Source organism: Glutamicibacter sp. NPDC090743, from assembly GCF_044769125.1.
GTDB lineage: Bacteria > Actinomycetota > Actinomycetes > Actinomycetales > Micrococcaceae > Glutamicibacter.
In genome coordinates, this window is sequence record NZ_JBIVXE010000003.1 from 304,160 (window position 1) to 327,224 (window position 23,065).

A 23,065-nucleotide genomic window follows, 5' to 3' on the forward strand; every position below is an offset into this window, starting at 1 on the left:
CCGCGCTTATCTGAAATTAACCCGGTCGGATTCCGTGCCGTCGATTTTCGCGAAGTACGGCTGGGCATATCCCGATTCGATCACGCATGGCAAGTCCTTGGAGGCCCGGCCATTGCCGTCGACGTTGAAGGTCACGTAATTATCCGAGAACATTCCCTTGGAGTGGTAGCACTGCGCCAGGTAGGTGTGGGTGCCCGGGTCGAAGTCGTAGAGCTCCACGTGGTACTTGTAGCAGTTCGGCGGGCAGGTGGAGTTCGCGTAGCCGTTGTACAACGGTCCTTCGGACAGCTTCACCGAACGGGCCGGCTTAGGATTGGTCTGATCCGTTTTGGACCAGGACTTGCTCTGGCCTTCGGTATCCGTTGCCACGATCTTAAGGGTGCGGCTGGTGGAGTAGCCCAGGTTGCTGACCTTCTCCGTACCGTCGTTAGCCGTGTTAGACCCGCCAATGGCTACCGTCTGGGTGACCTTGCGTCCGTTGGATTCGCCGGCGGCTGTATTCCAGCTGAAGGAAATCCAGTTATCGCCATGCGACGAGGAAATCTTCGCGTTATCGCGCAGCGGACCGTAGGCGCTGGTCTGGTTGCTGGCCGGGCTGGGATCTCCCGGGCCGGCAGCATTCAAGGCACGCACGCGCCAGGTATGCGCGGTGCCGTTGGAACCGGTGTCGATCACCGAGCCGGGGCCGCCGAAGGACTGCCACCCTCCGCCATCGGCGGAGTACTGGTATCCGGTGATCTTCGAGCCGTTGGCCGCAGGAGCCTGGAAGCCCAGTTGCACCATGCGATTGGCGCCGGTGGCCTTGGCGCTCACGCTGGACACGGCCTTTGGACGCCCGTACGGGGTCACCGCCACCGAATTCGAGCTCTGTTCCGAGCTGCCCTTGCGGTTGGTTGCCGCGATGGTGAAGGTGTAGGAACCCGAGGTGCTCAGGCCGGTGACCGACTGGCTGGTCTGGTTGGCCGCAATGGAGCCAATGGTCTTCTCCAGGGTTCCGGACTTGTAGACGCGCAGGGCATAGCCGGTGATCGGTGCGCCATTGGTGCCCGGTGCGTTCCAGGCGACGTTGACCACGCCGCCATCCACCGCGGATTCCTTGCGGGCCGCGGTGGGGGCGGACGGCTTGAACGGCTTGCCAGCCGGGGTCACGGCTGCCGAGTAGGCGCTGAAGGCCGATGGCTTGGACGCCTTGTTCACCGCACGCACGCGGACCTGGTAATCGGTGCCGTTCTTCAGGCCCTTCCAGGTATAGGAAGTGCCGGTAATGCCGGTGACCTGGGTGACGCCGTTGGCCGGTGCCGGGGAGATCTCCAAGGTGTAGCTCTGGATGGCCGAACCCCGGCTGGCGGGGGCAGTCCACTTGAAGGCCGCCTGCTGGTCGCCGTCGGTGCCGGTCGGGGCGGCAGGCTGTTCGGGTTCCACGTCCGGTCGGGCATCGGCTGACGGCGCCGAGGCCGGGGACTGGCCGATCTCGTTGGCGGCGGTCACCGTGAAGTTGTATACGGTGTCGTTGGCCAGCGGGGTGATGGTGCAGGTGGTGGTGGCGCACCGCTGGGTGTGCCCGCCGCCGGTCACGGTGTAGTGGGTGATCTGCGAGCCGTTGTTGGCCGGTGGATCCCACTGCAGCACAGCCTTCTCATCCCCGGTGGACTGGACGCGTGGCAGGCCCGGGGCTTCCGGGGCGCCCTTGACGTTCAGCGTCACGGTACCGATGACGTTGCGTGCCACGTCTTCGGTGACATCGCCAATGGTGTATTCCACCCGCATGGTGCCCACGAAGTTGTCCTTCGGGGTGATGGATACCTTGTCGCCGCTCGTTTCCACTTCCCCGGTGTCTTCCAGGGCGCGGGCGTTGATCAGGCGCAGCGGGCCTTCATCCGCGTACGGGTTGTGGTCGTTGGCCAGCACATCGACCACTTCGGTCTTGCCCTGGGCCGCATCGGCCACGTTATCGGCCACAGCTACCGGCAGCTCGCGGACCGAGCCGGTCACGGTGATGTTCATGGCGGCCGGAACCGGCGGGTTCACACCGTCGCTGACCGTGACGGTGACGGTACCGGTGGTGCCCTTCGGGGTCGAAGCTCCGGCGCTGACCTTCAGGTTATGCTCTTCGACCAGTTCGGCCTGGACACCTTGGATATCCACCGAAGAGATGGCGAACTTCAACTTCGGAACGTCGTCTTCATTGGCATCGTTGGCGGCCATGCGCAGGTCCAGGAAGGCTGGCTCCTCGCCCTGGCCCACGGCCAAGGCATTGGCCTGCAGGGTCGGAGCGAAGTTCTCCTCCTGCGGTTGCTCTTCTTCCTCTTCCTCTGGCTCTTCTTCCTCCGGTTGGCCTTCCTCGTTCTGGTTCTGGCGTTCCTCGGAATCGTTCTGGCGCGGAGCCGGGGTGACATTGATTGGCAGGGTCAGCTTGGACTTCAGGCCCATTTCATCGTCGGGGCCGGTGCCGTCGGTGACTTCGAAGCTGACGGTAGCCGAGCCGTCGAAATCGACCGGTGCACGGAAGGAAAGCTCGGTGGCGGACTTGACCAGCTCGCCGTCGTTTTGCGGCATCGAGGCCACCGACTCTTCGGTGGTCAAGCGCGGGGTGCGTCCCTCACGGACGAGGACCAGGTCATCCAGGTTCAGTGGCAGGACCTGTCCCGCCTCGACCTGCAGATTCAGCCCGCTGCGCAGGATTGGCCGTGCTCCGGCGGTGCCTGGCACATGGACGAAGGCAGTAGAAGCCAGTTCGTCGGGGTCGGTCAGGGTGTAGGCAATGATCTGCGCGTCCTCGGTGGCGGTGACGACCAAGCCATCTTCGGTGACTTGGGCAGTAGACGGGTTATCCGGCAAGCTGATCTCCAATTCGCTGGAGCTGCCATCCGGGTCCTCGTCATTGCGCAAGATATCTACGGTCACTTGTTCATCGCCGATGACTTCTTCCAAGGAAACCCGGTCATCGCGGGCAATGGGCGCCAGCAGCTGGGCCTCTGGATCGGACTTGATGCTCAGCGTGCCCGCCGCGGTGCCGCCGCGGCCGTCGGAAATCATGTAGCGCACCGAAACGTTGCCGTCTTCCGGGGGCGAGGTCAGGGTGACGCGGCCGTCAATGACTTCCACCTCCATGCTGGCTTCGGTGGAGACTTCGCTCATCAAGGCGATCGGGTCGCCATCCGGGTCGGTGTCGTTGTCCATCACGTCCACCGCCACCGGGCGGTTGGGGCGCACGGTCAAGAAGTCGTTGACGGCAACCGGGGAATTATTCGATTCGGCAAGCGGTGCCACGCCGATCTTGATCGTGCCGGTGGCGCGGGCACCCAAACGGTCTTCCACCACGTAGCTGAATTCATCGGTGCCCGAGGCATCGGGGTTAGCCGTGTAGTCGATGGAGGCCCCGCGGATCTTCGCGGTGCCCATGCGCGGGGAATCGCCGAATTGCACGAGGGAGACCGAGTCGCCATCGGGGTCGATAGCGTCAATCGGGATCAGCACGTTGGTGCTGGAGCCGGCGAAGACGCGCCCGGTGACTGGTTCCGGGTTCGGCGGGGTGTTCTTTTCCAGGTCATTGGCTTCTGCCTCGGGCAGGACGTTGAAGGTGACGCTGGCGCTGGTTTCCTGGCCATCAGGTCCTGCCACGGTGTAGACCGCGGAAACCTGCTTGGCCTTGCCGCCAAAGTCGCCGGCGCGGAATCGAATCGTTTCGTCGGCAACCGAGATCAGGGACCCTTCTCCCAGATCATCAGCTTCTTCCAGCTCGGGACGCAAGAGCAGCTCTCCGCCGTTCGGGTGGATGTCGTTTTCCAGAACCTTGACGGTGGCCACGTCGTTCTCGCGGACGGTGACGGTGTCCGGGTTGGCCTGCGGCGGATCCATGCGTGGTGGTGCCGGAATCGGAATCACGCGGATGGAACCGGTCGCTTCACGAGAGCCATTGGACACGGTGTAGCTAATGGTGGTCGGGTCGGTGAGGCCGCGCACGTCGGTGATGCGGACAAAGGTATTGCGTTCTACGGAGGTGGAGAACGGCTTGTCGCTGGCGGTCTGCACGCCGGTTACCACCAGTACGCCACCGGCCGGGTCGGTGTCGTTGCCCAGCACGTTGACCAATACATCCTGGCCGGCAGGCAGCAAGGCGACATCGCGTACCGCGATCGGATCCTCGGCATTTTCTTCCGGCTTCTTGATATCGATGCGGGCCAGGCCCGGGGCGCTGGCCGGGCCGTTGGTGGCCATGTATTCAACGTAGTAGGTTCCGGCACGTTCGGCACGTGCGGTCACGGTTCCGGTCTGTGCGTTGGTTTTGATTTCCAACCCGGGAACATCATCCACGCCGGCCAGCCGCAGACCGTCCCCGCTGGGATCAGTGTCATTTTCCAGCGGGGAGAAACTGGCGGATTCATTGATATTGGCCACCACATGATCGGTCGCGGTCACCGGTTTCACGGTGGCGTCGGCCAAGACCTCGATCAGTACCCGGCCCTTGGTGCCCTCCTGCCCGTCGGAAACCTGGATGGCCAATTCCTTTTGCCCCAGCTTCTTTCCGTCATCCTGGAAGGTCAAGGTGCCATCGGGTTGGACGCGGATCACGTCATCGCCATCGGAGGTTCCACCGAGCAAGCGGAGGTCATCGCCTTCCGCGTCGGTCCAGTCAGCGAGCACGTTGTGGCTGACTGACTCGCCCTGCTGCACGCGCAGCACGGTGGTGCGCTTTTGTTCCGGAGCCTTGTTGGTTTCATCGTCCACCACGTTCAGCTTGACGGTCGCGGTGTCCTGTCCCCCGCGGCCGTCTTTGGTGGTGTAGGAAAAACTCGCGCCGCCCCTGGCATCTTCGGGGACCACAATCTGGAATCCGGTGCCGTCATGGACCGGCTGCACGGCACCTACCGAGGGCGCAGCGCCTTCCAGGTTCGCGGTCAGCAAATCGCCGTCCGGATCCACGTCGTTATAGAGCACCGGCAGCAAGGTGGTGCGGCCAGGGCGTACCGAATAGCTGTCGTCCTCGGCGATCGGCTTCTTGTTTTCCTCGGTGCGGTTGGGCAGCTCGATGGCGTCGGTGATTTCCTTGGTTTCTTCTTCCTTGGCTTCGCCCTTGCCAGCAGGCGGTTCCAGATCACTCCAGTTGCTGACGATTTCCATGCCTTCATTGGCCAACCAGACTTGCCCCGAATGCACGTCGTTGAGCACGACCACGTCCCGGTTGACGCGGAACGCCAGTTCAGCGCCTTCTGGCATTTCCGGAATTGCGGTGCTCTGGTTATGTGCCGGGTCATCGCAGAAGCGCAGATACTCGCCACTGGTCTGCCAGGCCGCGTAGGTGCACGTTCCCACGCGCACCGGCTGGATAGGGGTGCCAGCGGTTTCCAGCTGCTCATAGTTGGTGGCTTTGCCGGACAGGCTCACCGTTGCCAGCGACTGGTCCAGGGCCACAGCAATGTTCTCGGCTGCCGGGCCCGGAGACTGGATCCGGGCGTTGGCAGGATTCTCGAGAATTGCGGAGTTGCCCTCCGAGGTGACCAGTTCGCCGGTGGCTTCATCGAAGACCACGCCGATCTTGCCGACGGCCGAAAGCTGCGGCTCCTTCATCTCGGCCAGTTCCGGAATTTCGAATTCCTGGGCGAGTTCGGCTTTCCCGTCGTCGTCCAGGGTGAAGCTGGAAAGGGTTCCTGCGCCGAGGTCTGCGGCCCAGATGGTGTCGTCGGCGCCAACCACGGCGGCGACTTCGCCCTTGGACTCGATCAGCGGTTCGGCGCCTTCGCCCTTGAAATCGGCAATCTGTTCGAGGTTGCTGGCCTGGACAGTTCCGTGTTCCGCGTCGGTGACGGCGACAACGGACGCACCGAAGGAGAAGGATGAGTTGGCTGGCAGGTTGTTATCGCCAGCAAATTGCACCATCGCGGGGTCAATAGTGGTCAGCGAGGCCTGTTCCAGGTTGCGTACCAGCACGCTTTCTTCATGCTGCACCAGGTCATAGTTGGCCAGCGGGGTGGCAACGCCACCGTCGATGGTGCGCGACTGGTAGTTGACATGCCCGATCTTGCCTTCGGACTGATTGACTACCCAGACACCACCGTCGTTGAGTTCCACGTCAGCAGTTTCGAAGCCCGGATAGATAATGGCGCCGGTGACGGCAAGGGCCGCCACGACTGGGATCGCAGTCACCTTGAACCCGGTGCTTTTAAGCAGTCCAGTCCATCCGGTCGAAGCGGCTTTAGCCATCTAGAGGTCAGTCCTTGGTTTGCTGGTACGAGTGTGCGCCAGAATCCGGCCTTATTCCCCAAAGCCAGACTCAACGCCCTCCAATTCTAACGAACTGACAAAACCTCCGCCATGGAGAGTTCTCCCCATGGGCACTGACTGGGCGATTCATCAACGCAATACAATTCGCGTGCTTCATCTTCATCAGCGGGAACCGCCTATGCGACCGCAGATGCCCTTTGATTCCTTTTCGGCAGGTCCAGCGGCATAACCCGCGCCTGGAAGCACCTGCTAGACGACCGCGGAAGCAGTTCAGAACGAACCTGCGCAAAAGTCTTCAACAAATCTTTCATATCAACTACTGTTAGTTACATGACATCCTCTGCACCGCACCGCGAGCCTTCGGCCATCGACCAGATCGCCGAAGCCTTCTTCGCCAAGTCCCTTGAACTGACCCCGGAATGGGGAGTTTCCCTTGGCCTGCCAGGCTACGAGACCACCTATGGCGACTACTCCCCTGCTGGCACCACCCAGCAGATCAGCTTACTGCGGGAGACTCTGGGCGCATTGGCCAACGCCACTGCGGTCGACGCAATTGACGAAGTCTCGCTTGACGCGATGACCGAGCGATTGAGCCTCGAACTGGAAATCCTGTTCACCGGGCGCACCGAGCTGAACAATATCGCCAGCGCGGCACAGGAAATCCGCTCAATCATCGATTTGATGCCGCAGGAGTCCTCCGAGGACTACGCTTTCATCGCCCAGCGAATGTCCAACATTCCGGCTGCGATTGACGGCTACATCGCATCTTTGCGTGATTCCGCTTCAAATGATCTGGTTGCGGCGCAGCGCCAAGTGTCCATAGTGATCACGCAAACCACCGATTACGCCAAGGATGGCGGATTCTTCGACCAGTTGGCCACCTCCGGCACCGCAGTGGATACCGCTTTGCAAGCACAGCTGGAAGCCGGAGCCGAAGCCGCGAAGAAGGCCTACCGCAAACTCACCGCGTACTTGCAAGATGAACTCCTGGCACAGGCACCGGCCGAAGACGCGGTGGGCCGAGAGTACTACTCGCTGATGTCCCGCCGCTTCCTGGGCGCCGCAGTGGATTTGGAAGAGACCTATGCCTGGGGCGTCGGCGAACTCGATTCCATCATCGCCGAGCAGCGGCGCGTCGCCCAGCAGATCAAGCCGGGCTCCACGATCGAGGAAGCCAAGAAGATCCTCAACGAGGATCCGGCGCGCAAGCTCTCAGGCACCGACGCCTTGCGGGAGTGGATGCAGGGCAAGGCTGACCAGGCCATGGCGGACTTGTCGGGCAAGCACTTTGACATCCCGGCGCCAATGGACCGCATCGAATGCATGATCGCTCCGACCCAGGATGGCGGCGTGTACTACACCGGCCCGTCAGAAGACTTCAGCCGCCCGGGACGGATGTGGTGGTCGGTTCCGCCTGGAGAAGATGAATTCACCACGTGGGCCGAGCTCACCACCGTCTATCACGAGGGCGTTCCCGGCCATCACCTGCAGATCGGTACAGCCCAAATGCAGGCCTCCACGCTCAACAGCTGGCGCCGATTGATGTGCTGGGTTTCCGGACAGGGCGAAGGCTGGGCGCTGTACTCCGAACGCCTCATGCACCAGCTGGGCTACCTCGATGACCCGGGCGATTACATGGGCATGCTCGATGCGCAACGCATTCGAGCCGCGCGAGTGGTCTTTGATATAGGAGTTCACCTGGGCTTGGAAGTTCCTGCACAGTGGGGCACCGGCACCTGGAACGCCGAAAACGGCTATGAGTTCCTGGAGAAGAATCTGGACATGTCCACGGGTCAGCTGGACTTCGAGTACAACCGCTATTTGGGATGGCCAGGCCAGGCTCCGTCCTACAAGATCGGCCAACGGCTCTGGGAGCAGATCCGCGACGATCTCGCGGCCGCCGAGGGCGAGGACTTCTCGCTCAAGGAATTCCATACCGCGGCATTGAAGCTCGGTTCAGTTGGCCTGGATACCTTGAAGCGCGCCCTGGTGAAGTAGCCTCCAGGAAATCGGCTTGGCGGTTCTGCTTATTGGCAGGACCGCCATTCGTTTTATCCCTTGTAGCTGGAAATCTGGATCAGATTGCCACACGTGTCATCAAAGGTCGCAACCACGACGGGTCCGGCATCCGTCGGTTCTTGCGTGAACTTCACGCCCAGTGAGCTAAGACGCTCGAATTCCACCTGGACATCATCAACGGCAAAGGAAGTTGCCGGGATGCCGTCTGCTTTCAGTGCTGAACGGTACGGCCCAACGGCAGGGTGTGCTGAAGGCTCCAGAAGCACTTCAGGACCTTGCTCCTGGTCCGCTGCAACAAGGGTCAGCCAGCTGTATTCGCCCACAGGTACATCGTGCTTGACCTTGAAGCCCAGCACCTCGGTATAGAACGCTTTAGCTTTCGCCTGATCATCCACGCACACACTAGTGATATAAACCCGCATTATTTCCTTCTTTCAGTTCCGGCCCATGCAGCAACCACGGATTCCCCACGCCTTGCTGGCTTCTACCTTTCCATATGGTTCCGACAGGTCAAGATCACGGAAGCAGCACTGAAGAGCCCAGCTTCATATTCCAGGGAAAAACGATAACAAGCTATTGATTAACGATAGATAATAGTCGACAATCATTAGATGACCGGTTTCGCTATTTTACCCGCCCGAATCGCACTCATCGCAATCTTCCTCGGGGCGCTCCTTGGCCAAGTGCTGATTTTGCCGATGCTCATCGAAGAGACCACCTACATTCATCCCGAAGTGGCCCATCTGGCGACCCCGTACCGGTGCGCAGTGACGGCCGGGCTTGTTTTCCTGCAGATTGCCCTGATTTGTTTTTGGTTCCTCATATTGAAGCTTCGGCGCCGAACCTTCTGCCAGGCCAGCTCACTGCATTGGTTCAGCATTGCCATTTGCGCCGCCGCTACAGCAACCCTGCTGGTCCTGGGGCTGGGAATTCACCTCTTGGGGTTTATCGGCGCCGGCGGTCCCGGTGTCGTCCTTGCCGTTGCCGGCGGGGCGGCACTGGGAGGAACTGCCACTTGCTTGCTGGTCGCATTTCGCGGCATGCTCGCGTCCAGGATACGAAAGCAAACTGCGTGAAGTGAGCGATGCTTCTTGAAGCACAGTCGCGGCGATTAGTCCAGCAACAATGGCACAGAGTCAAAAATTCCCATGTGAAGATCTGTGTCCTCGCACCGAAGTCTTCGCACAAATCGTGCGTCATTTCGCCGGTCCAGTGACCCTAGACACCGCTTTTCAGTGCAATAAAGCACAAACGGCGAAATATCGTCATGTTGCGTAACATAAACTGCCGCCGACGAAGAAAAGCGCCCTAATCTTGAACGCATGTCTACTACCGCACCTTCATCTAAGCTTCCACGCTGGATGACCAATTTCGGCCCGCAGATCATTGCGGCGCTGATTGCTGGTCTTCTACTGGGTCTCCTAGCCAAGTACACCGGCAGCACCGCCGAGGAACCCAACGGGCTGGGTGAAGCCCTGTCGATCATTGGTTCCAGCTACGTTGCGTTGCTGCGCACTGCAGTGATCCCACTGATCTTCTTTGCGGTTGTCGCCTCAATTGCCAATTTGGCCAAGGTCACCAATGCGGCACGCCTTGCGTGGCAGACCCTGCTCTGGTTTGCCATCACTGCCTTGATCTCGGTAATCATCGGCATGGTTCTTGGCACCGTTTTCCGCCCCGGAGCGAATACCGGCCAGGGCATGCCAGATGAATACGATGGCAAGACCGGCGACTGGCTCGGCTTCCTCACTGGCCTGGTCCCAGCCAACTTCCTGGGTCTGGGCGCGAGCACCAAGCTGGTTGATGAAGCAACCGCTTCCACCTCGATCAGCTTCAACGTCCTGCAGATACTGGTCATTGCCATCGCCGTGGGCGTCGCTGCCCTCAAGGTTGGCAAGGCGGCCGAACCATTCCTCGCGTTCTCGGCCTCTATCCTGGCGGTCATCCAGAAGGTCCTCTGGTGGATCATCCGCATCGCGCCGATCGGCACGGTTGGCCTGATCGGCAACGCTGTTGCCACCTATGGCTGGGACACTATTGGCGCACTGGGCAAGTTCACCGTTGCGATCTACGTCGGCTTGGCACTGGTGCTATTCGCGCTCTACCCGGTACTGGTCCGCGCACATGGCCTGTCAATCAAGCAGTACTTCTCGGGTGTATGGCCTGCAGTGCAGCTGGCCTTCGTTTCACGCTCTTCGATTGGCACCTTGCCATTGACCCAGCGCGTGACCGAACGCAACCTCGGGGTGCCTTCGGGCTACGCTTCCTTCGCAGTGCCGCTGGGCGCGACTACCAAGATGGACGGCTGCGCTGCCATCTATCCGGCGATCGCAGCAATCTTCGTTGCCCAGTTCTTCGGTATCGAGCTGTCCCTCACCGATTACTTCTTGATTGCGCTGGTTTCCGTATTGGGCTCGGCAGCAACCGCAGGCACTACCGGCGCCATCGTCATGCTGACGCTGACCCTTTCCACCCTGGGCCTGCCGCTGGCAGGCGTTGGCCTGCTGATGGCCGTTGACCCGATCATTGATATGGGCCGCACCGCGGTAAATGTCGCCGGCCAAGCACTGATTCCAACCATTGTCGCCAAGCGCGAGGGCATCTTGGACATTGACATGTACAACGCACCACGCAATGGCAACCCCTTCGCTGATGAAAGCATCTCAGCGGCAGATGCTGAGGCAGCTGCAACCAAGTAGGCATTGCTGAAGGAAATCGGCGCACGAGCACTATTGCTCGTGCGCCGCTTTCCGGTTAAAGGTCACACGGATTTACTTTGCACAGGGTGCAACTTTGCACGTAGTGTAAGTTATGTGACTTCCCCGAGTACCGGCACCCGCCGCGAACTAAACAAACGAGCAACGAAACAGGCCATCGTTGAAGCCGTCGCGGACCTGCTTCGCAACGGCTCTGCCACGGCGCTTACCGCTACGCAGATCGCTGAAGCGGCCGGTGTTTCGCGCCGTACACTCTTCAACTACTTTCCATCAGTAGATGCGGTCTTCTCCTATCCCCTGCACCAGGTTCTGGGAACCATGGTGGATTCCATTAGCGACCTGACCGACTCCATGCCTCTGGTCGAAGCGATCATCGAATCGCTCAAGTCTGATGACGTGTCGCAGATGCTCGGGCAAGTGGCCCAGTTTGGTGCATTCTTGCGAACGGAAGAAGCCAACTGCGGCTTCCCCTCCACGATGAACGAATGGCGGACAGCCACCACGGAAGTCATCGAAAAAGTCGCCCGCCGTTATCCGCAGGCCGACAGTTTTTCCATCAGAGTCTTTACCCATGCTCTGCTCGGCGCAGGCCAAGCAGCATTTGATGAGTGGATCGAGCGTCTGCCAGCTACCGAAACTCACGGTCTGGATATTTCCCCCGAGCTCATCTCCGTCTTCCATTCCTTGATTACCCAGGCCATGAAAACCCTTGACCAGGGTTTTACCGCCTTGCCGCTGACCAGCACTAGCACCTTGAAGGACATCTAAGCTCATGGCTTCCCTCCTCTACCGCCTCGCTCGATGGGCACACCTGCACCGCTACCGCGTCATTTCAATGTGGCTGGCGGCCTTCATCTTCATCGGCCTGTGCGCCAGCTTGTTCATGGGCCAGCTATCGAATACCTTCACCCTGCCCGGAACTGAAACCCAGCGCACCCTCGACCGAATGAAGGAAGAGCTCCCGGATCTCGCCGGCGGCTCTGGCTCGATTGTGTTCCGTGAAAGCTCGAACCGGCCGCTGAACGAAACCCAGAAGCAGGCCGTCGCCGAGTCCCTGGAACAGCTGGCCATGCAGTCCCAGGTAGTCGAAGCCATGAGCCCCTTCGAACTGCAGGAACAGCTCGATAAGGCGCAGCCAGAGCTGGAGAAAGCGCAGCAGGAACTCGTTGACGGCCAGGAAAAGCTTGACGATGCCAAGGTGCAGATTGCCGATGGCAAGGTGCAGCTCAAGGAAGGCCGCGAAGAACTCACCGATGGCTGGGCACAGTACTTTGACGGCCAGAAGGAAATCCAGGCTGCCGAGCCGCAAATTGCCGCCGCTGAAAAGCAGCTCGCCGATAGCCGCGCGCAGCTGGAAGCCGGCCAGCGCGAGCTGACTTCGGGTCGTGCCCAGCTGGAAGCCGGCGAAGCGAAGTACAACGCCGGATTAGCCCAGTACAAGGACGGAACGGCCGAATACAACGCTGGCCGCGCTAAGTTCGACGCTGGCGAGCAGAAGCTCGATGCCGCTGACGCCAAGCTCGCCGCGGGCGAGAAGGAGTACCAGGCTGGCATGGACCAGCTGCTGGGCGACTCTTCCCGCGAAGAATTCGACGCAACTCTGTCGGCCGGCAAGGAAGAAGCCACCACGGGTCTGAAGTCAGCTGAAGATGGCCTGGCCGCCGCACAGGCAGGACTGGCCGAGGCTGAAAAGGGCATCGAGGAACTACCGGCCCAGATCGAGAGTACCAAGCAGCTCTTGGCGGAGGCAGAGGCGGCCGGAAACCAAGACGACATTGATGCGTACACTAAGCAACTAGCGGACAGCGAAGGCGCCTTGGCTGCGGCGAAAGCCGCGAAACCCGAAGCCGAGAAAGCTATCGCCCAAGCGACCGCCGGCAAGCAGCAGGCCACCGAGGCACTGGAGCAGATCGCCAAGGCCGAAGCCGGCTTGCAGCAGCTTGACGCTGCCCGCAAGGAACTCGACGCTGGACAGGCCCAGGCCAAGGCCGGCCATCAGGAACTGGACGCGAACCGCAGCCAGCTTAGCGCCGCCAAAACCCAGCTGGACGACGCCAAGGCGCAGCTGGATGCAGCGAAAAATGAGATCGCCAGCAACAAGGTGAAGCTGAGCGAAGGCCAGGCCGAGCTCGATGCCGGCAGGGCCAAGCTGGAGGCCGGGCAACGTGAATTCGATGCCAAGAAGGCCCAGTTCCTTGCAGGCAAGGCCGAGCTGGCAGAAGCCAAGAACCAGCTTGAAGACGGCGAAAAAACTATCAAGGAAAAGACCGCCGAGCTTGAGCAGGGCGAGAAGGACATAGAGCAAGGCCTGAAGGATCTGGAATCCGGCCGCGCTGAACTGGAATTCGCTTCGCGCCAGGTGGGCGCAAGCTCCGATATGCGTTTCGTTTCCGAAGACGGCAGTACTGCAGTTTCGCAGGTGACCTTCAAGGTCCAGACCGACGCTTTGACTCCCGATGACCGCGAGCAGATCAAGGCTATCGCTGCAGGTCCACAGGCTAACGGCGTGGAGGTGCTGTTCTCCAAGGAGATCATGCAGGACATGTCCCAGGTCTTCGGAGCCTCGGAAATCATTGGTGTGGTCATCGCTGCCATTGTCCTGATTGCCATGCTCGGCACCTTGGTCGCCGCCGGCCTGCCGCTGTTGCTGGCGATCCTCGGTGTGGGCGCTGGCGTGGGCACTACGATGGCGTTCTCCTCGCTGATTGACATGGCCTCGATTACCCCTGCCCTGGCTCTCATGCTGGGCCTTGCGGTGGGCATCGACTATGCGCTGTTCATCATCCACCGCCACCGTTCGCAGCTGCTGTCCGGCATGGAGGTCGGAGAGTCGATTGCACGCGCCGTCGGAACCAGCGGCAACGCTGTAGTCTTCGCTGGTCTAACCGTGATCATCGCACTGGCCGCACTGGCTGTTCCAGGACTTCCGTTCCTGACCGTCTTGGGCCTGTCGGCAGCGTTCACCGTGTTCTGCTCGGTGCTGCTGAACATCACTTTGCTGCCAGCACTGCTGTCCCTGGCCGGCACCAAACTGGTTTCCAAGCGGGCCCGCAAGAAGGCAGCCGCGGATGCCGAGAATCCCCAGATCAAGGAATCATTCTCCATTCGCTGGGTGCGCATGGTCACCAAGATCGCTGTTCCCGTGACCCTGCTGGTGATAGTCGTCCTGGGTGCCATCGCCCTGCCGGCCACGCAGATGCGAACCGCTTTGCCTGATGGCAGTGCAGAACCTGCCGATTCGCAGGCCTTCCAGGCCTACGAGCAAACCAGCGACAAGTTCGGTTCCGGCTACAACGGCCCGCTGCTGGTCTTAGCTGATCTGCCTGCAGGGCTCAGCGAGCGCGAAGCTGAGGAAACTAGCCTCGATGTGGCCGAGAAACTGCGCGAATACAACGGCGTGGTGGCCGCAATTCCAGTCACCATGACCGAAGACCGTACCTTGGCAGCCATTCAGGTGATCCCTACCGATGGCCCTTCCTCGGAAGCCACCGAAGCGCTGGTGCACCAGCTACGTGCGGACTACTCGGAGTTCTCCGAGGCCACGGGTGCTGACATTGCCGTGACCGGCCAGGTTGCCGCGCAGATTGACGTCTCCGAAAAGGTCACCGCCGCCCTGGTACCGTACCTGAGCATCGTGGTTGGCCTGTCGCTGATCCTGCTGCTGCTGGTCTTCCGTTCGGTCGTGGTTCCATTGCTGGCCACCGGCGGCTTCCTGCTCTCGCTGGCCGCGGCCTTCGGCGCCAGCGTCATGGTTTACCAGTTCGGCTGGTTCTCCGGTCTCTTCGATGTCAACGTTCCCGGTCCGCTGCTCAGCTTCCTGCCGATCCTGCTCACCGGCATCCTGTTCGGGCTGGCCATGGACTACCAGGTCTTCCTGGTCTCGGCGATGCGTGAACGCTACGCTCACGGCGAGCCGGCCAAGGACGCGGTCCGTTCCGGATTCTCGATGGCAGCACCGGTCGTCACCGCCGCTGCGCTGATCATGATCTCGGTCTTCGCCGGCTTCGTGTTCTCGCACCTGGCAATGATCCGCCCGCTCGGTTTCGCGCTGGCTTTCGGTGTGCTCTTCGATGCGTTCATCATCCGCATGACCTTCATTCCGGCAGTGATGCACCTGCTGGGCGACAAGGCCTGGTACCTGCCTAAATGGCTTGACAAGATCCTGCCGGATGTTGATGTCGAAGGATCGAAACTCAACGATATGCTGGATTCCGGGGAAAGCACTTCCGCTGATAATTCCAGCCAGGAGGCCAAGGAGAACGCCGCCGTATGAGCGAACAGATGAAGACAGGACCCCGGTTGCTGCTGGCTTCGGCTTCGTGGGGACGCAAGAAGGTCCTGGCCGATGCGGGCATCAAATTCACCACCCAGGTTTCCGAGGTGGATGAAGATGCGGTGCTGGCAGCTGCCGTGGCCCGCAACGGCGAGCAGAGTCCAGCGCAGACCGCATTGCTGCTGGCTCGTGCCAAGGCCGAGAACGTGGCCCAGGCAGATCATCCGGCAGGCACCGTGGTGCTGGGCTGCGATTCGGTCTTCGAACTTGATGGCGTGGCCTACGGCAAGCCGCACACCAAAGAGGTAGCCCGCGAACGATGGCTGCAGCTGAGCGGTTCTACCGGAATCCTGCACTCAGGCCATTGGCTGATTGATCCCGCCAATCCGGAACAGGCTCGCGGCCAGGTATCTTCCACCGTGGTGCATTTCTCCACCGTGGATGATGCCGAGATCGAGGCCTACGTCGCCAGCGGGGAACCGCTGCCCTGCGCCGGGGGGTTCACCATTGACGGGCTGGCTGCAGCCTTCATCGAGTCCATCGAAGGCAACTTCCAGAACGTCGTCGGATTGGATGTCTTCGTGCTGCGCGGCCTGCTGGCCCAAGCCGGGATCAGCATCGTGGATCTCTGGAAATAATCCGGTTCCGTCCGGCAAATGGTGCCTTCCGCCCCACAGCGGAAGGCACCATTTTCATGCCTGCAGTTCCCTGCTCAGCAGCATCTGTTCGTGCCCGAACCCGCGCTGGAGCATGATGTGGCGCCGGCAGCGGCGGCAATGGAAGTATTCAACAATCCCGGCGGAAGTCCGATGGCTGGATCCGATCTCCCAGCAGTGCTCATGGACAACGGTTTCCTGCCGGGAATCAACGGCTTGGCTGTGCTGTGCAATAGTCATGGCTCCAGCATGATGTAATGCTCTTATGCAACTCAACCCTTACGGAGAATATGCAGTGCTCCTCGCTGCGTCGCTGGCCAATGACTGGCCATCGGACCGCGACGGCATCGAACAACGCACCCGTCAGAGCGGCATGACCATGCCCTTTCCGCAGCTCGCCTCTGACTATGCGCAAACGCGCGCGGTGGTGGATGACTGGCTGGACATCGTTGACGCGCCGTCCGATCCCGAGCGGGCGCTGCTGCTGAATTTGCAGGCGGCTCGCGCTTCGGCCTATCCGCGCCTGGTGGACCACGATGGGGAGGGTTGGCACCTGCACTATCGCGATGACGGCCAGAGCATGCCCCAGGTGCTGCGCTCGGTCTTCTGCGTGGGCACGGCATTGCACCTGACCACCAGGGGCATGCACCGGCTGCGGCGCTGCGAGGCCGCGCCGTGCGGACATGTGGTCGTGGACGTGACACGCAACGGGCGCCAGCGTTTCTGCTCGGTGCGTTGCGCCAATCGCGCGGCGGTCAGGCGGCACCGCGAACGGCAGGCGTAGCTGCCGGGGCTGATTCATGCCAGGCCGGAACCATGGCGTGGCGGCGCACGGCGGGAGGCCGGGCTGGCTTGGCTAGGATATGGATGTGACTTCAGCTATCCGTTCCGCGCGCCGCGCGGATATTCCCAGTGCGTCCTCTACTTTGGCCGAGGCGTTTGCGTTCTACCCCTGGACACGGTGGAGCATTCCAGCCGATCGCTACCTGGAGCGCTTGGAACGCCTTCAAGCCGTCTACCTTTCCCACGCTCTGGAGCATGGAGTCGTCCTGGTCAGCGAGGACCTCGACGGTGTCGCTGCGCTCCTGCCACCAAGTTGTCCAGAGCCTGGCTTGGGCATGCAGGAAGAGATTTCGCAGCTGATGGGCGATCGCTTGGAGATCGCCTACGGAGCCGACCTGCCACAGCGGCCTGAGAACGCGTGGGACTTTGCCACGCTTGGGGTTGCTGGATCCATCGTTGGACGGGGTCTTGGTTCGGCACTCATCAGCCGGTGCCTGAACCATATTGCCGCGTCGGACTATCCCGAGGTGTCGCTGGAAACATCCAACGAGAGAAACGTCCGCCTATACGAGCGGCACGGTTTCGAGGTATTGCATCGCACCGCGATAGCAGAGGGACCTGTGGTGTACACCATGGGCGCCAACCTTGGATAACCCAATCCTGCAGGCGTCAAGCGGCCCTTCAGGAATCCCTTGGCTCCCGGCCAGCTAGAACACCAGAATGTTCTCGTGGATCCTGGTCCAGCCCACCTCTTCCAAGTCCGAGAAGTCGCTTCCGGCCCGGACCAGCATCATCCTCGTTCCAGGGGCGCTCACCTCGACGATGGCATCCGCGTCCCCGGCCCCGCCGCATCCGCCAGCTGCGGAGACCTCTCCCTGGGCGAATTTGAACAGGCAAGCCGTTTGCTTATCTGCCGATGCGGTGGCGAAGTAGTCGGCGTTGCCGTGCGTGACCAGAAAACGCACGGATTGCATCCGAAGGTCCTCCAACTGGCTCCTATCCCCCGGCCACTGGTCGGTTCCAGCCGGATCGCGGTCAAGCGCCGGGATGCCGGTTGCGCTGGAACAACCGGCCAAGGCGAGCATTCCAGCAGCCAGCAGCGCACAGAGCGCTTTGCCTCGATTTCCCACGGCAGCCTCCTTGTTTTCCATCTTGTCGATAGCCTAGTTCGCCGGGTGCGCGAAGACTAGGGCAGAGGCCAGCGCTGCCAGCGCACCAGCTGAGAGCAGCGCCCCTTTCAGGCCTCGCCGGCGACAGGGTCCGCAGGCCTCGCGGGGCAGGTTCCACGTTGAGCCAGCGCCAAGGTCCTTTGTAGGATTCCTCCAAAAAATTCACCCTAACACCCTCGTTCTAGGCGATAACTACATATAGTTCCCACAAAAACGATAGGCTCATAGCTGAGAAACCCTATTTTTAAAAGACAAGGTTCATGATGAATCCATTGACGAAGGTGCTTATCGCCAACCGCGGCGAGATTGCAGTGCGTATTATCCGTGCCGCACGCGATGAAGGAATCGAGTCCGTTGCGGTCTATGCCGACTCGGATCGCGATGCCCTGCATGTGCGTCTGGCTGATGAAGCCTACGCGCTGGGCGGGACCACCGCCGCTGAATCGTACCTTCGCATTGAGAAGATCCTGGACGCAGCTGAACGCTCCGGCGCCGACGCGATCCACCCGGGCTACGGCTTCCTCTCGGAGAACGCCGAGTTCGCCCAGGCTGTTATTGACGCGGGCTTGACCTGGATTGGCCCATCGCCAGAGTCCATCGACCAGCTCGGCGACAAGGTCAAGGCCCGCCACATTGCTGAAAAGGTGGGCGCTCCGCTGGTTCCCGGCACCAAGGATCCGGTGGCCTCGGCCGACGAGGTATACGCCTTCGCCGACGAGCACGGACTTCCACTGGCCATCAAGGCTGCCTACGGTGGCGGCGGACGCGGCATCAAGGTGGTCCGCAACCGCGAAGAAATCGGCGAGATGTACGACTCGGCAGTGCGTGAAGCTGTCGCGGCTTTCGGCCGCGGCGAATGCTTCATCGAACGCTTCCTGGATGCACCGCGCCACGTGGAGACCCAGTGCTTGGCCGATATCCACGGCAACGTGGTTGTCGTCTCCACCCGCGACTGCTCGCTGCAGCGCCGCAACCAGAAGCTGGTTGAAGAAGCGCCGGCCCCGTTCTTGAGCGAAGAGCAGACCACCCGGCTGTACGAAGCATCCAAGGCCATCTTGCGCGAAGCGAAGTACAACGGCGCAGGCACCTGCGAATTCCTGGTAGGCCAGGATGGCGTCATTTCCTTCCTCGAGGTCAATACCCGCCTGCAGGTTGAGCACCCGGTCTCCGAGGAAGTCACCGGCCTGGACTTGGTTCGCGAGCAGTTCCGCATCGCCCGCGGCGAAGAACTGGGCTACACCGACCCGGAGATCCGCGGCCACTCCTTCGAGTTCCGCATCAACGGCGAAGATGCCGGCCGCAACTTCATGCCGACCCCGGGCACCATCTCCAAGATGAACCTGCCATCGGGGCCCGGCGTTCGCGTTGACTCGGGCATCGAGCAGGGCGAAAGCGTTTCGGGGAACTTCGACTCGATGATCTCCAAACTGATCGTCACCGGCAGCACCCGTGAAGTGGCTGCGGCTCGTGCCCGCCGTGCGCTGGAAGAATTCCAGATCGAGGGCATGGCTACCGTATTGCCATTCCACCGCGCAGTGATGAGCGACCCTTCGTTCGTTCCGGCCCAGGGGCCATTCAAGGTCCACACCCGCTGGATCGAAACCGAATTCGATACCGCCATCGAGCCCCACCCAATGCCAATGGGCGGCGAGGACGCAGCCGAAGACGAGCGCACCAGCGTGACCGTTGAAGTTGGCGGCAAGCGCCTGGAAGTCACCCTTCCTTCGTCGCTGGGATCGGTATCCTCCAACGGTGCCGAGAAGGCCGCAGGCAAGAAGAAGCGCAAGCCGGGCCGCAAGGCAGCCAGCTCCGCTGGCGCGAACAGCGCAGAACTGCGTTCGCCGATGCAGGGCACCATCGTGAAGGTTGCCGTTGAGAATGGCGAGGCCGTGGCCCAGGGCGATCTGATTGTCGTGCTGGAAGCGATGAAGATGGAGCAGCCAATTACTGCGCACCGTGATGGCGTGGTCAGCGGCTTGGAAGTTGCCCCGGGCGAGACCCTGTCATCGGGCGCCGTCATCGCTTCGATCGAAGAAGCCAAGTAGCACTCGTTGGCAACGACGCAGGGCCTGGACAGATTTGTCCAGGCCCTGCGTCGTTCTGCAACTGGAATCTTCTACTCTGGCACCTGTCCATGTTCTGCCCAGTGCGCCATGGATGCCTTCAGATGATCGGGCATGAGCAGGAACTTCGGTTCAAGCTCTTCCCAGCCAGGCATTTTCGCTTGGCGGCTAGCTGATTCGTGCGCCGCATCGATCTCCTGCTGCGTATCGAGCCCGCCGCCGTTCTCGCCTACCAGGCTCAGGTGGTAGATCCATGTTGAACCATCGGCTTCCACATGCCTGAATGTTGCTTCTAGCGCTGCCCGTTGTGCCGATAAGGATGCTTCGCATTCCTCGTAGCGCGCATTGAGCATGTCCATCCAGGCGCCAAAGTTCTCATCCTGCCCATCCTTGATCCTTGAACGGCTCAGCTCCAGCCGCATGCCTTGCGGCACTGAAGCGGGCATCGCAAAGCCGGGAAATCCCCGAGGCGTGGGATTGTAGGGAACATGCGGTTCTTTTTCGTCCATGACGTGATGCTTCCAGAATCCACTTGTTTTGTCACTGCTATTCGGATGCTAGAAGTTCCAGCTCGCCAGCCAGTGGATACTGAATAAGGAGGCTGGTTCGGGCTACTGCCGCGCTAGCCAGGCGTCGAAGGTTTCGTGGCCCAGCCGGGCGGAACCGCCTGCCAGCAGTCCCCCATCACGCATGGCCTTGCCCATGGGGCCAGGAACAGGCACTTCAACCATCTTTGGAGACCTGCCTTGGGCCTGCAGGTACTTGGGCAAACAGGTCGGGAGCGTATTCTTCTTGCGGCCCAGCAAGGTCTTGCACCACGCCCTGCGCCGGCCCCTCAGCAAGATCCACTAGTGCTGCGGCCACTTCGATGCCCGCGATGGGCTGCATCCGCATTTTCGGCGCCATCTGCACCGGGCCCGCGCCCAGACGCTTGATATTCTGGCCAATGAATTCGTGGAATTGGGTCGTGCGCAGCAGGGTGTAGCCACCGGGAAGCATGTGCAGCATCCGCTCTTGCACGGCTTTGCCCGCGTAATAGCTGGAATCCACTTCGGCCGCTCCGATGATCGAGAGCGCCACGTGGTTCTGCACCCCGGACTCGCGCCCCACGCTGACGAGGTTGGCCGTCGAGTGGGTGAAATACCGCATGGATGCAGCAGAGCTGGTGGTGGAAACTCCGGAAACATCGATGACCGATTGGCAGTCAACCAGCCACTGCTTTACCGCGTTGCGGTTCGCCAGGTCGCATCCCATGGACCGTGCGAGCACCACTGGTTCGTGGCCAGCACTCTTGAGTTTTTCGACCACCAGCGTGCCGATAGCGCCGGTGCCTCCCGCAACTGCAATACGCATGAGCGTTCCCCTTCGGTATTGGATATTCCGCGTCCCATGCTTCCATCCCGCGCATCAAGTTGTCAGGGGTTGATGGCCACTTTCAGCTCGTAGTCATCCAGGCAGCACGGAAACGGGAAACGGCCCGGCGAATCATCATGGCTTGATGATTCGCCGAGCCGTTCCCTCAGCAAGACTGTCGAACTACTCGACCCACTCTTCCATGTCCATGTCAGAGGTATCGCGCGTCATGAACAGCGCGACCAAGGTCAGTACCGCGCCAAGTGCCAAGTACAGGCCAACACCGGTGGTGTTGCCCGCACCGGCCTTCCACAGGGCTACAGCCACGAAGGACGCAGGAGCCGCGCCGATCACCGAGGACATGTTGTAGGCAACAGCCGAGCCGGTGTAGCGGACATTGGACGGGAACAGTTCAGGCAAATACGCAGCCATCGGACCGAAAGTCAGACCCATCAGGGTGAACCCGATGATCAGCCCGGCCATGGCAGCGCCCTGGCCTGGACCGAAGAACAAGGTCCAGGACAGTCCGAAGACGAAGATGCCCGCGGTAACCCAGATCAGGAACTTGCGGCGGCCGAACTTCTCAGCCAACGGGCCCGAAACCACGGTGAAGATGCCGAAGAAGACGACACCGATGATCAGCATGGTCAAGAAGGTCGGGCGTTCAATGCCCAAGCCCGGAACGAAGCCTGCGGCGTCAAAGGCCTTGCCCTTGGCTTCAGCTGCAGCAGTCGCCTGCTCGACGGTAGACGGCTGGGTGCCGTAGGTCAGGGTGAAGGAGGTCATCAGGTAGAACAGCACATAGGTTGCCAGCATGATGAAGGTACCGGCCAGGGTTGGACGCCAGTGCTTCTTCATGGTCACCGCGAACGGCGACTTCACTACCTTCTTCTGATCCAGGACCTTCTTAAAGGACGCGGATTCAACGAGCTTCAGGCGTACCCACAGGCCGATGATCACCATGACTGCCGAGAAGTAGAACGGAACGCGCCAGCCCCATGCCATGAACTGCTCTGCAGTGCAGAAGGTCTGCAGGGCCACGAACATCAGGTTCGCGATGATGAAGCCGATGGGTGCGCCCAGCTGGGGGAACGTGCCGTAGATGGCGCGCTTGTTCTTCGGCGCATTCTCGGTGGCCAGCAGCGCAGCGCCGGACCATTCGCCGCCCAGCGCCAGGCCCTGGGCGAAGCGCAGCAGCACCAGTGCGGTCGGAGCCAAAACGGTCCAGTTGCCCGCGGCCGGCGGCAGGAAGCCGATCAGGAAGGTGGCAATGCCCATCAGTAGCAGTGACGCCACCAGGGTGCCCTTGCGGCCGAGCTTATCGCCGTAGTGGCCGAAGATGATCGAACCCAGTGGACGAGCCACGAAAGCCACGCCGAAGATCGCGAACGATGAAAGGATCGCGTTGATGGTGGAGGCGTTAGGGAAGAACAACGCCGGGAAAACGAGAACCGACGCGGTGGCGTAGGCGTAGAAGTCGAAGAATTCGACAGTGGTGCCAATCATGCTGGCAAACAGCACGCGACCGCGGGTGTTTTCCTTCGGCGCCACTGCTTGGTTAGCCTGCGACATGGAGGCTGCTCCTTAGAGTGAAAGTACGAGTCAGATGTTCATTTACGTTGCCATAATCGTAAACCTCGGTGACCAGTATTCGGATATTGATGTCCAGCATTTGGACATAAGATGAAATGAAACTGAACTGCAAACAGCAATTCACGGGCCTACTAGCAGGAATATGCGCTTCCACATATTGAGACGTGACCTGAGAAAACAGTTTTTACACTTATATCAGAGTCGGTCGCCAAAGTGA

Annotated in this window: 16 protein-coding genes; 9 read left to right on the forward strand and 7 right to left on the reverse strand. The window is 60.9% G+C overall.

Annotation, left to right across the window (positions count from 1 at the left end):
• Positions 1-6: 6 nt before the first annotated feature.
• Entirely contained in the window at positions 7-6,201 is a 6,195-nt protein-coding gene (locus ACIQTS_RS07900; protein WP_402472510.1) for an Ig-like domain-containing protein, read from the reverse strand.
• A gap of 351 nt (positions 6,202-6,552) precedes the next feature.
• Between ACIQTS_RS07900 and ACIQTS_RS07905 the strand changes: the two genes are divergently transcribed.
• The gene (locus tag ACIQTS_RS07905; protein WP_402472513.1) at positions 6,553-8,220 is read left to right on the forward strand and encodes a DUF885 domain-containing protein; all 1,668 of its coding nucleotides are present in this window, start codon (positions 6,553-6,555) and stop codon (positions 8,218-8,220) included.
• Between the two features lie 53 nt (positions 8,221-8,273).
• Here ACIQTS_RS07905 and ACIQTS_RS07910 read toward each other — a convergent pair whose 3' ends face one another.
• On the reverse strand, positions 8,274-8,663 hold the full coding sequence (locus ACIQTS_RS07910; RefSeq protein ID WP_332498381.1) for a VOC family protein: 390 nt from the start codon (positions 8,661-8,663) through the stop codon (positions 8,274-8,276).
• Between the two features lie 189 nt (positions 8,664-8,852).
• Here ACIQTS_RS07910 and ACIQTS_RS07915 point away from each other — a divergent pair, with 189 nt between their 5' ends.
• From ACIQTS_RS07915 to ACIQTS_RS07935, 5 genes are all read left to right on the forward strand, one after another.
• A complete protein-coding gene (locus ACIQTS_RS07915) occupies positions 8,853-9,317 on the forward strand; it encodes a DUF2975 domain-containing protein (protein WP_402472516.1) in 465 nt (154 codons plus the stop codon).
• Positions 9,318-9,563: 246 nt separating this feature from the next.
• Complete coding sequence (locus ACIQTS_RS07920) at positions 9,564-10,940, forward strand: dicarboxylate/amino acid:cation symporter (protein WP_332727265.1); 1,377 nt, start codon at positions 9,564-9,566, stop codon at positions 10,938-10,940.
• Between the two features lie 3 nt (positions 10,941-10,943).
• Positions 10,944-11,726 carry a TetR family transcriptional regulator gene (locus ACIQTS_RS07925; RefSeq protein ID WP_332727264.1) on the forward strand — a complete coding sequence of 261 codons (783 nt, stop codon included), beginning with the start codon at positions 10,944-10,946 and terminating at the stop codon, positions 11,724-11,726.
• Between the two features lie 4 nt (positions 11,727-11,730).
• A complete protein-coding gene (locus ACIQTS_RS07930; RefSeq protein ID WP_402472520.1) occupies positions 11,731-15,231 on the forward strand; it encodes an MMPL family transporter in 3,501 nt (1,166 codons plus the stop codon).
• Complete coding sequence (locus ACIQTS_RS07935) at positions 15,228-15,869, forward strand: nucleoside triphosphate pyrophosphatase (RefSeq protein ID WP_332728186.1); 642 nt, start codon at positions 15,228-15,230, stop codon at positions 15,867-15,869. The genes ACIQTS_RS07930 and ACIQTS_RS07935 overlap by 4 nt, the downstream gene beginning before the upstream one ends.
• Before the next feature lie 54 nt (positions 15,870-15,923).
• Here the strand turns inward: ACIQTS_RS07935 and ACIQTS_RS07940 are convergent, their stop codons facing one another.
• Positions 15,924-16,127 carry a hypothetical protein gene (locus ACIQTS_RS07940; protein ID WP_332487832.1) on the reverse strand — a complete coding sequence of 68 codons (204 nt, stop codon included), beginning with the start codon at positions 16,125-16,127 and terminating at the stop codon, positions 15,924-15,926.
• A gap of 25 nt (positions 16,128-16,152) precedes the next feature.
• Between ACIQTS_RS07940 and ACIQTS_RS07945 the strand changes: the two genes are divergently transcribed.
• Entirely contained in the window at positions 16,153-16,671 is a 519-nt protein-coding gene (locus ACIQTS_RS07945; protein ID WP_332498375.1) for a CGNR zinc finger domain-containing protein, read from the forward strand.
• Between the two features lie 85 nt (positions 16,672-16,756).
• Positions 16,757-17,323 carry a GNAT family N-acetyltransferase gene (locus ACIQTS_RS07950; RefSeq protein ID WP_332503066.1) on the forward strand — a complete coding sequence of 189 codons (567 nt, stop codon included), beginning with the start codon at positions 16,757-16,759 and terminating at the stop codon, positions 17,321-17,323.
• A gap of 54 nt (positions 17,324-17,377) precedes the next feature.
• Here the strand turns inward: ACIQTS_RS07950 and ACIQTS_RS07955 are convergent, their stop codons facing one another.
• On the reverse strand, positions 17,378-17,821 hold the full coding sequence (locus tag ACIQTS_RS07955) for a hypothetical protein (RefSeq protein ID WP_402472524.1): 444 nt from the start codon (positions 17,819-17,821) through the stop codon (positions 17,378-17,380).
• 281 nt (positions 17,822-18,102) lie between these two features.
• On the opposite strand from ACIQTS_RS07955, the gene ACIQTS_RS07960 reads away from it, so the two are divergent.
• On the forward strand, positions 18,103-19,884 hold the full coding sequence (locus ACIQTS_RS07960; RefSeq protein WP_332487860.1) for a biotin carboxylase N-terminal domain-containing protein: 1,782 nt from the start codon (positions 18,103-18,105) through the stop codon (positions 19,882-19,884).
• Positions 19,885-19,955: 71 nt separating this feature from the next.
• Here ACIQTS_RS07960 and ACIQTS_RS07965 read toward each other — a convergent pair whose 3' ends face one another.
• The 3 genes from ACIQTS_RS07965 to ACIQTS_RS07975 all read right to left on the reverse strand — a co-directional run bounded on the left by ACIQTS_RS07965 (position 19,956) and on the right by ACIQTS_RS07975 (position 22,827).
• Positions 19,956-20,411: a DUF6176 family protein gene (locus ACIQTS_RS07965; RefSeq protein WP_402472526.1), complete on the reverse strand. Its 456-nt coding sequence runs from the start codon at positions 20,409-20,411 to the stop codon at positions 19,956-19,958.
• Positions 20,412-20,625: 214 nt separating this feature from the next.
• Positions 20,626-21,255, reverse strand: coding sequence for an NAD-dependent epimerase/dehydratase family protein (locus ACIQTS_RS07970; RefSeq protein WP_332487840.1), 630 nt, complete (start codon positions 21,253-21,255; stop codon positions 20,626-20,628).
• Positions 21,256-21,438: 183 nt separating this feature from the next.
• Positions 21,439-22,827 (reverse strand): MFS transporter, encoded by a 1,389-nt coding sequence (locus ACIQTS_RS07975; protein WP_332487842.1) that lies wholly within the window; start codon positions 22,825-22,827, stop codon positions 21,439-21,441.
• Positions 22,828-23,065 lie beyond the last annotated feature (238 nt).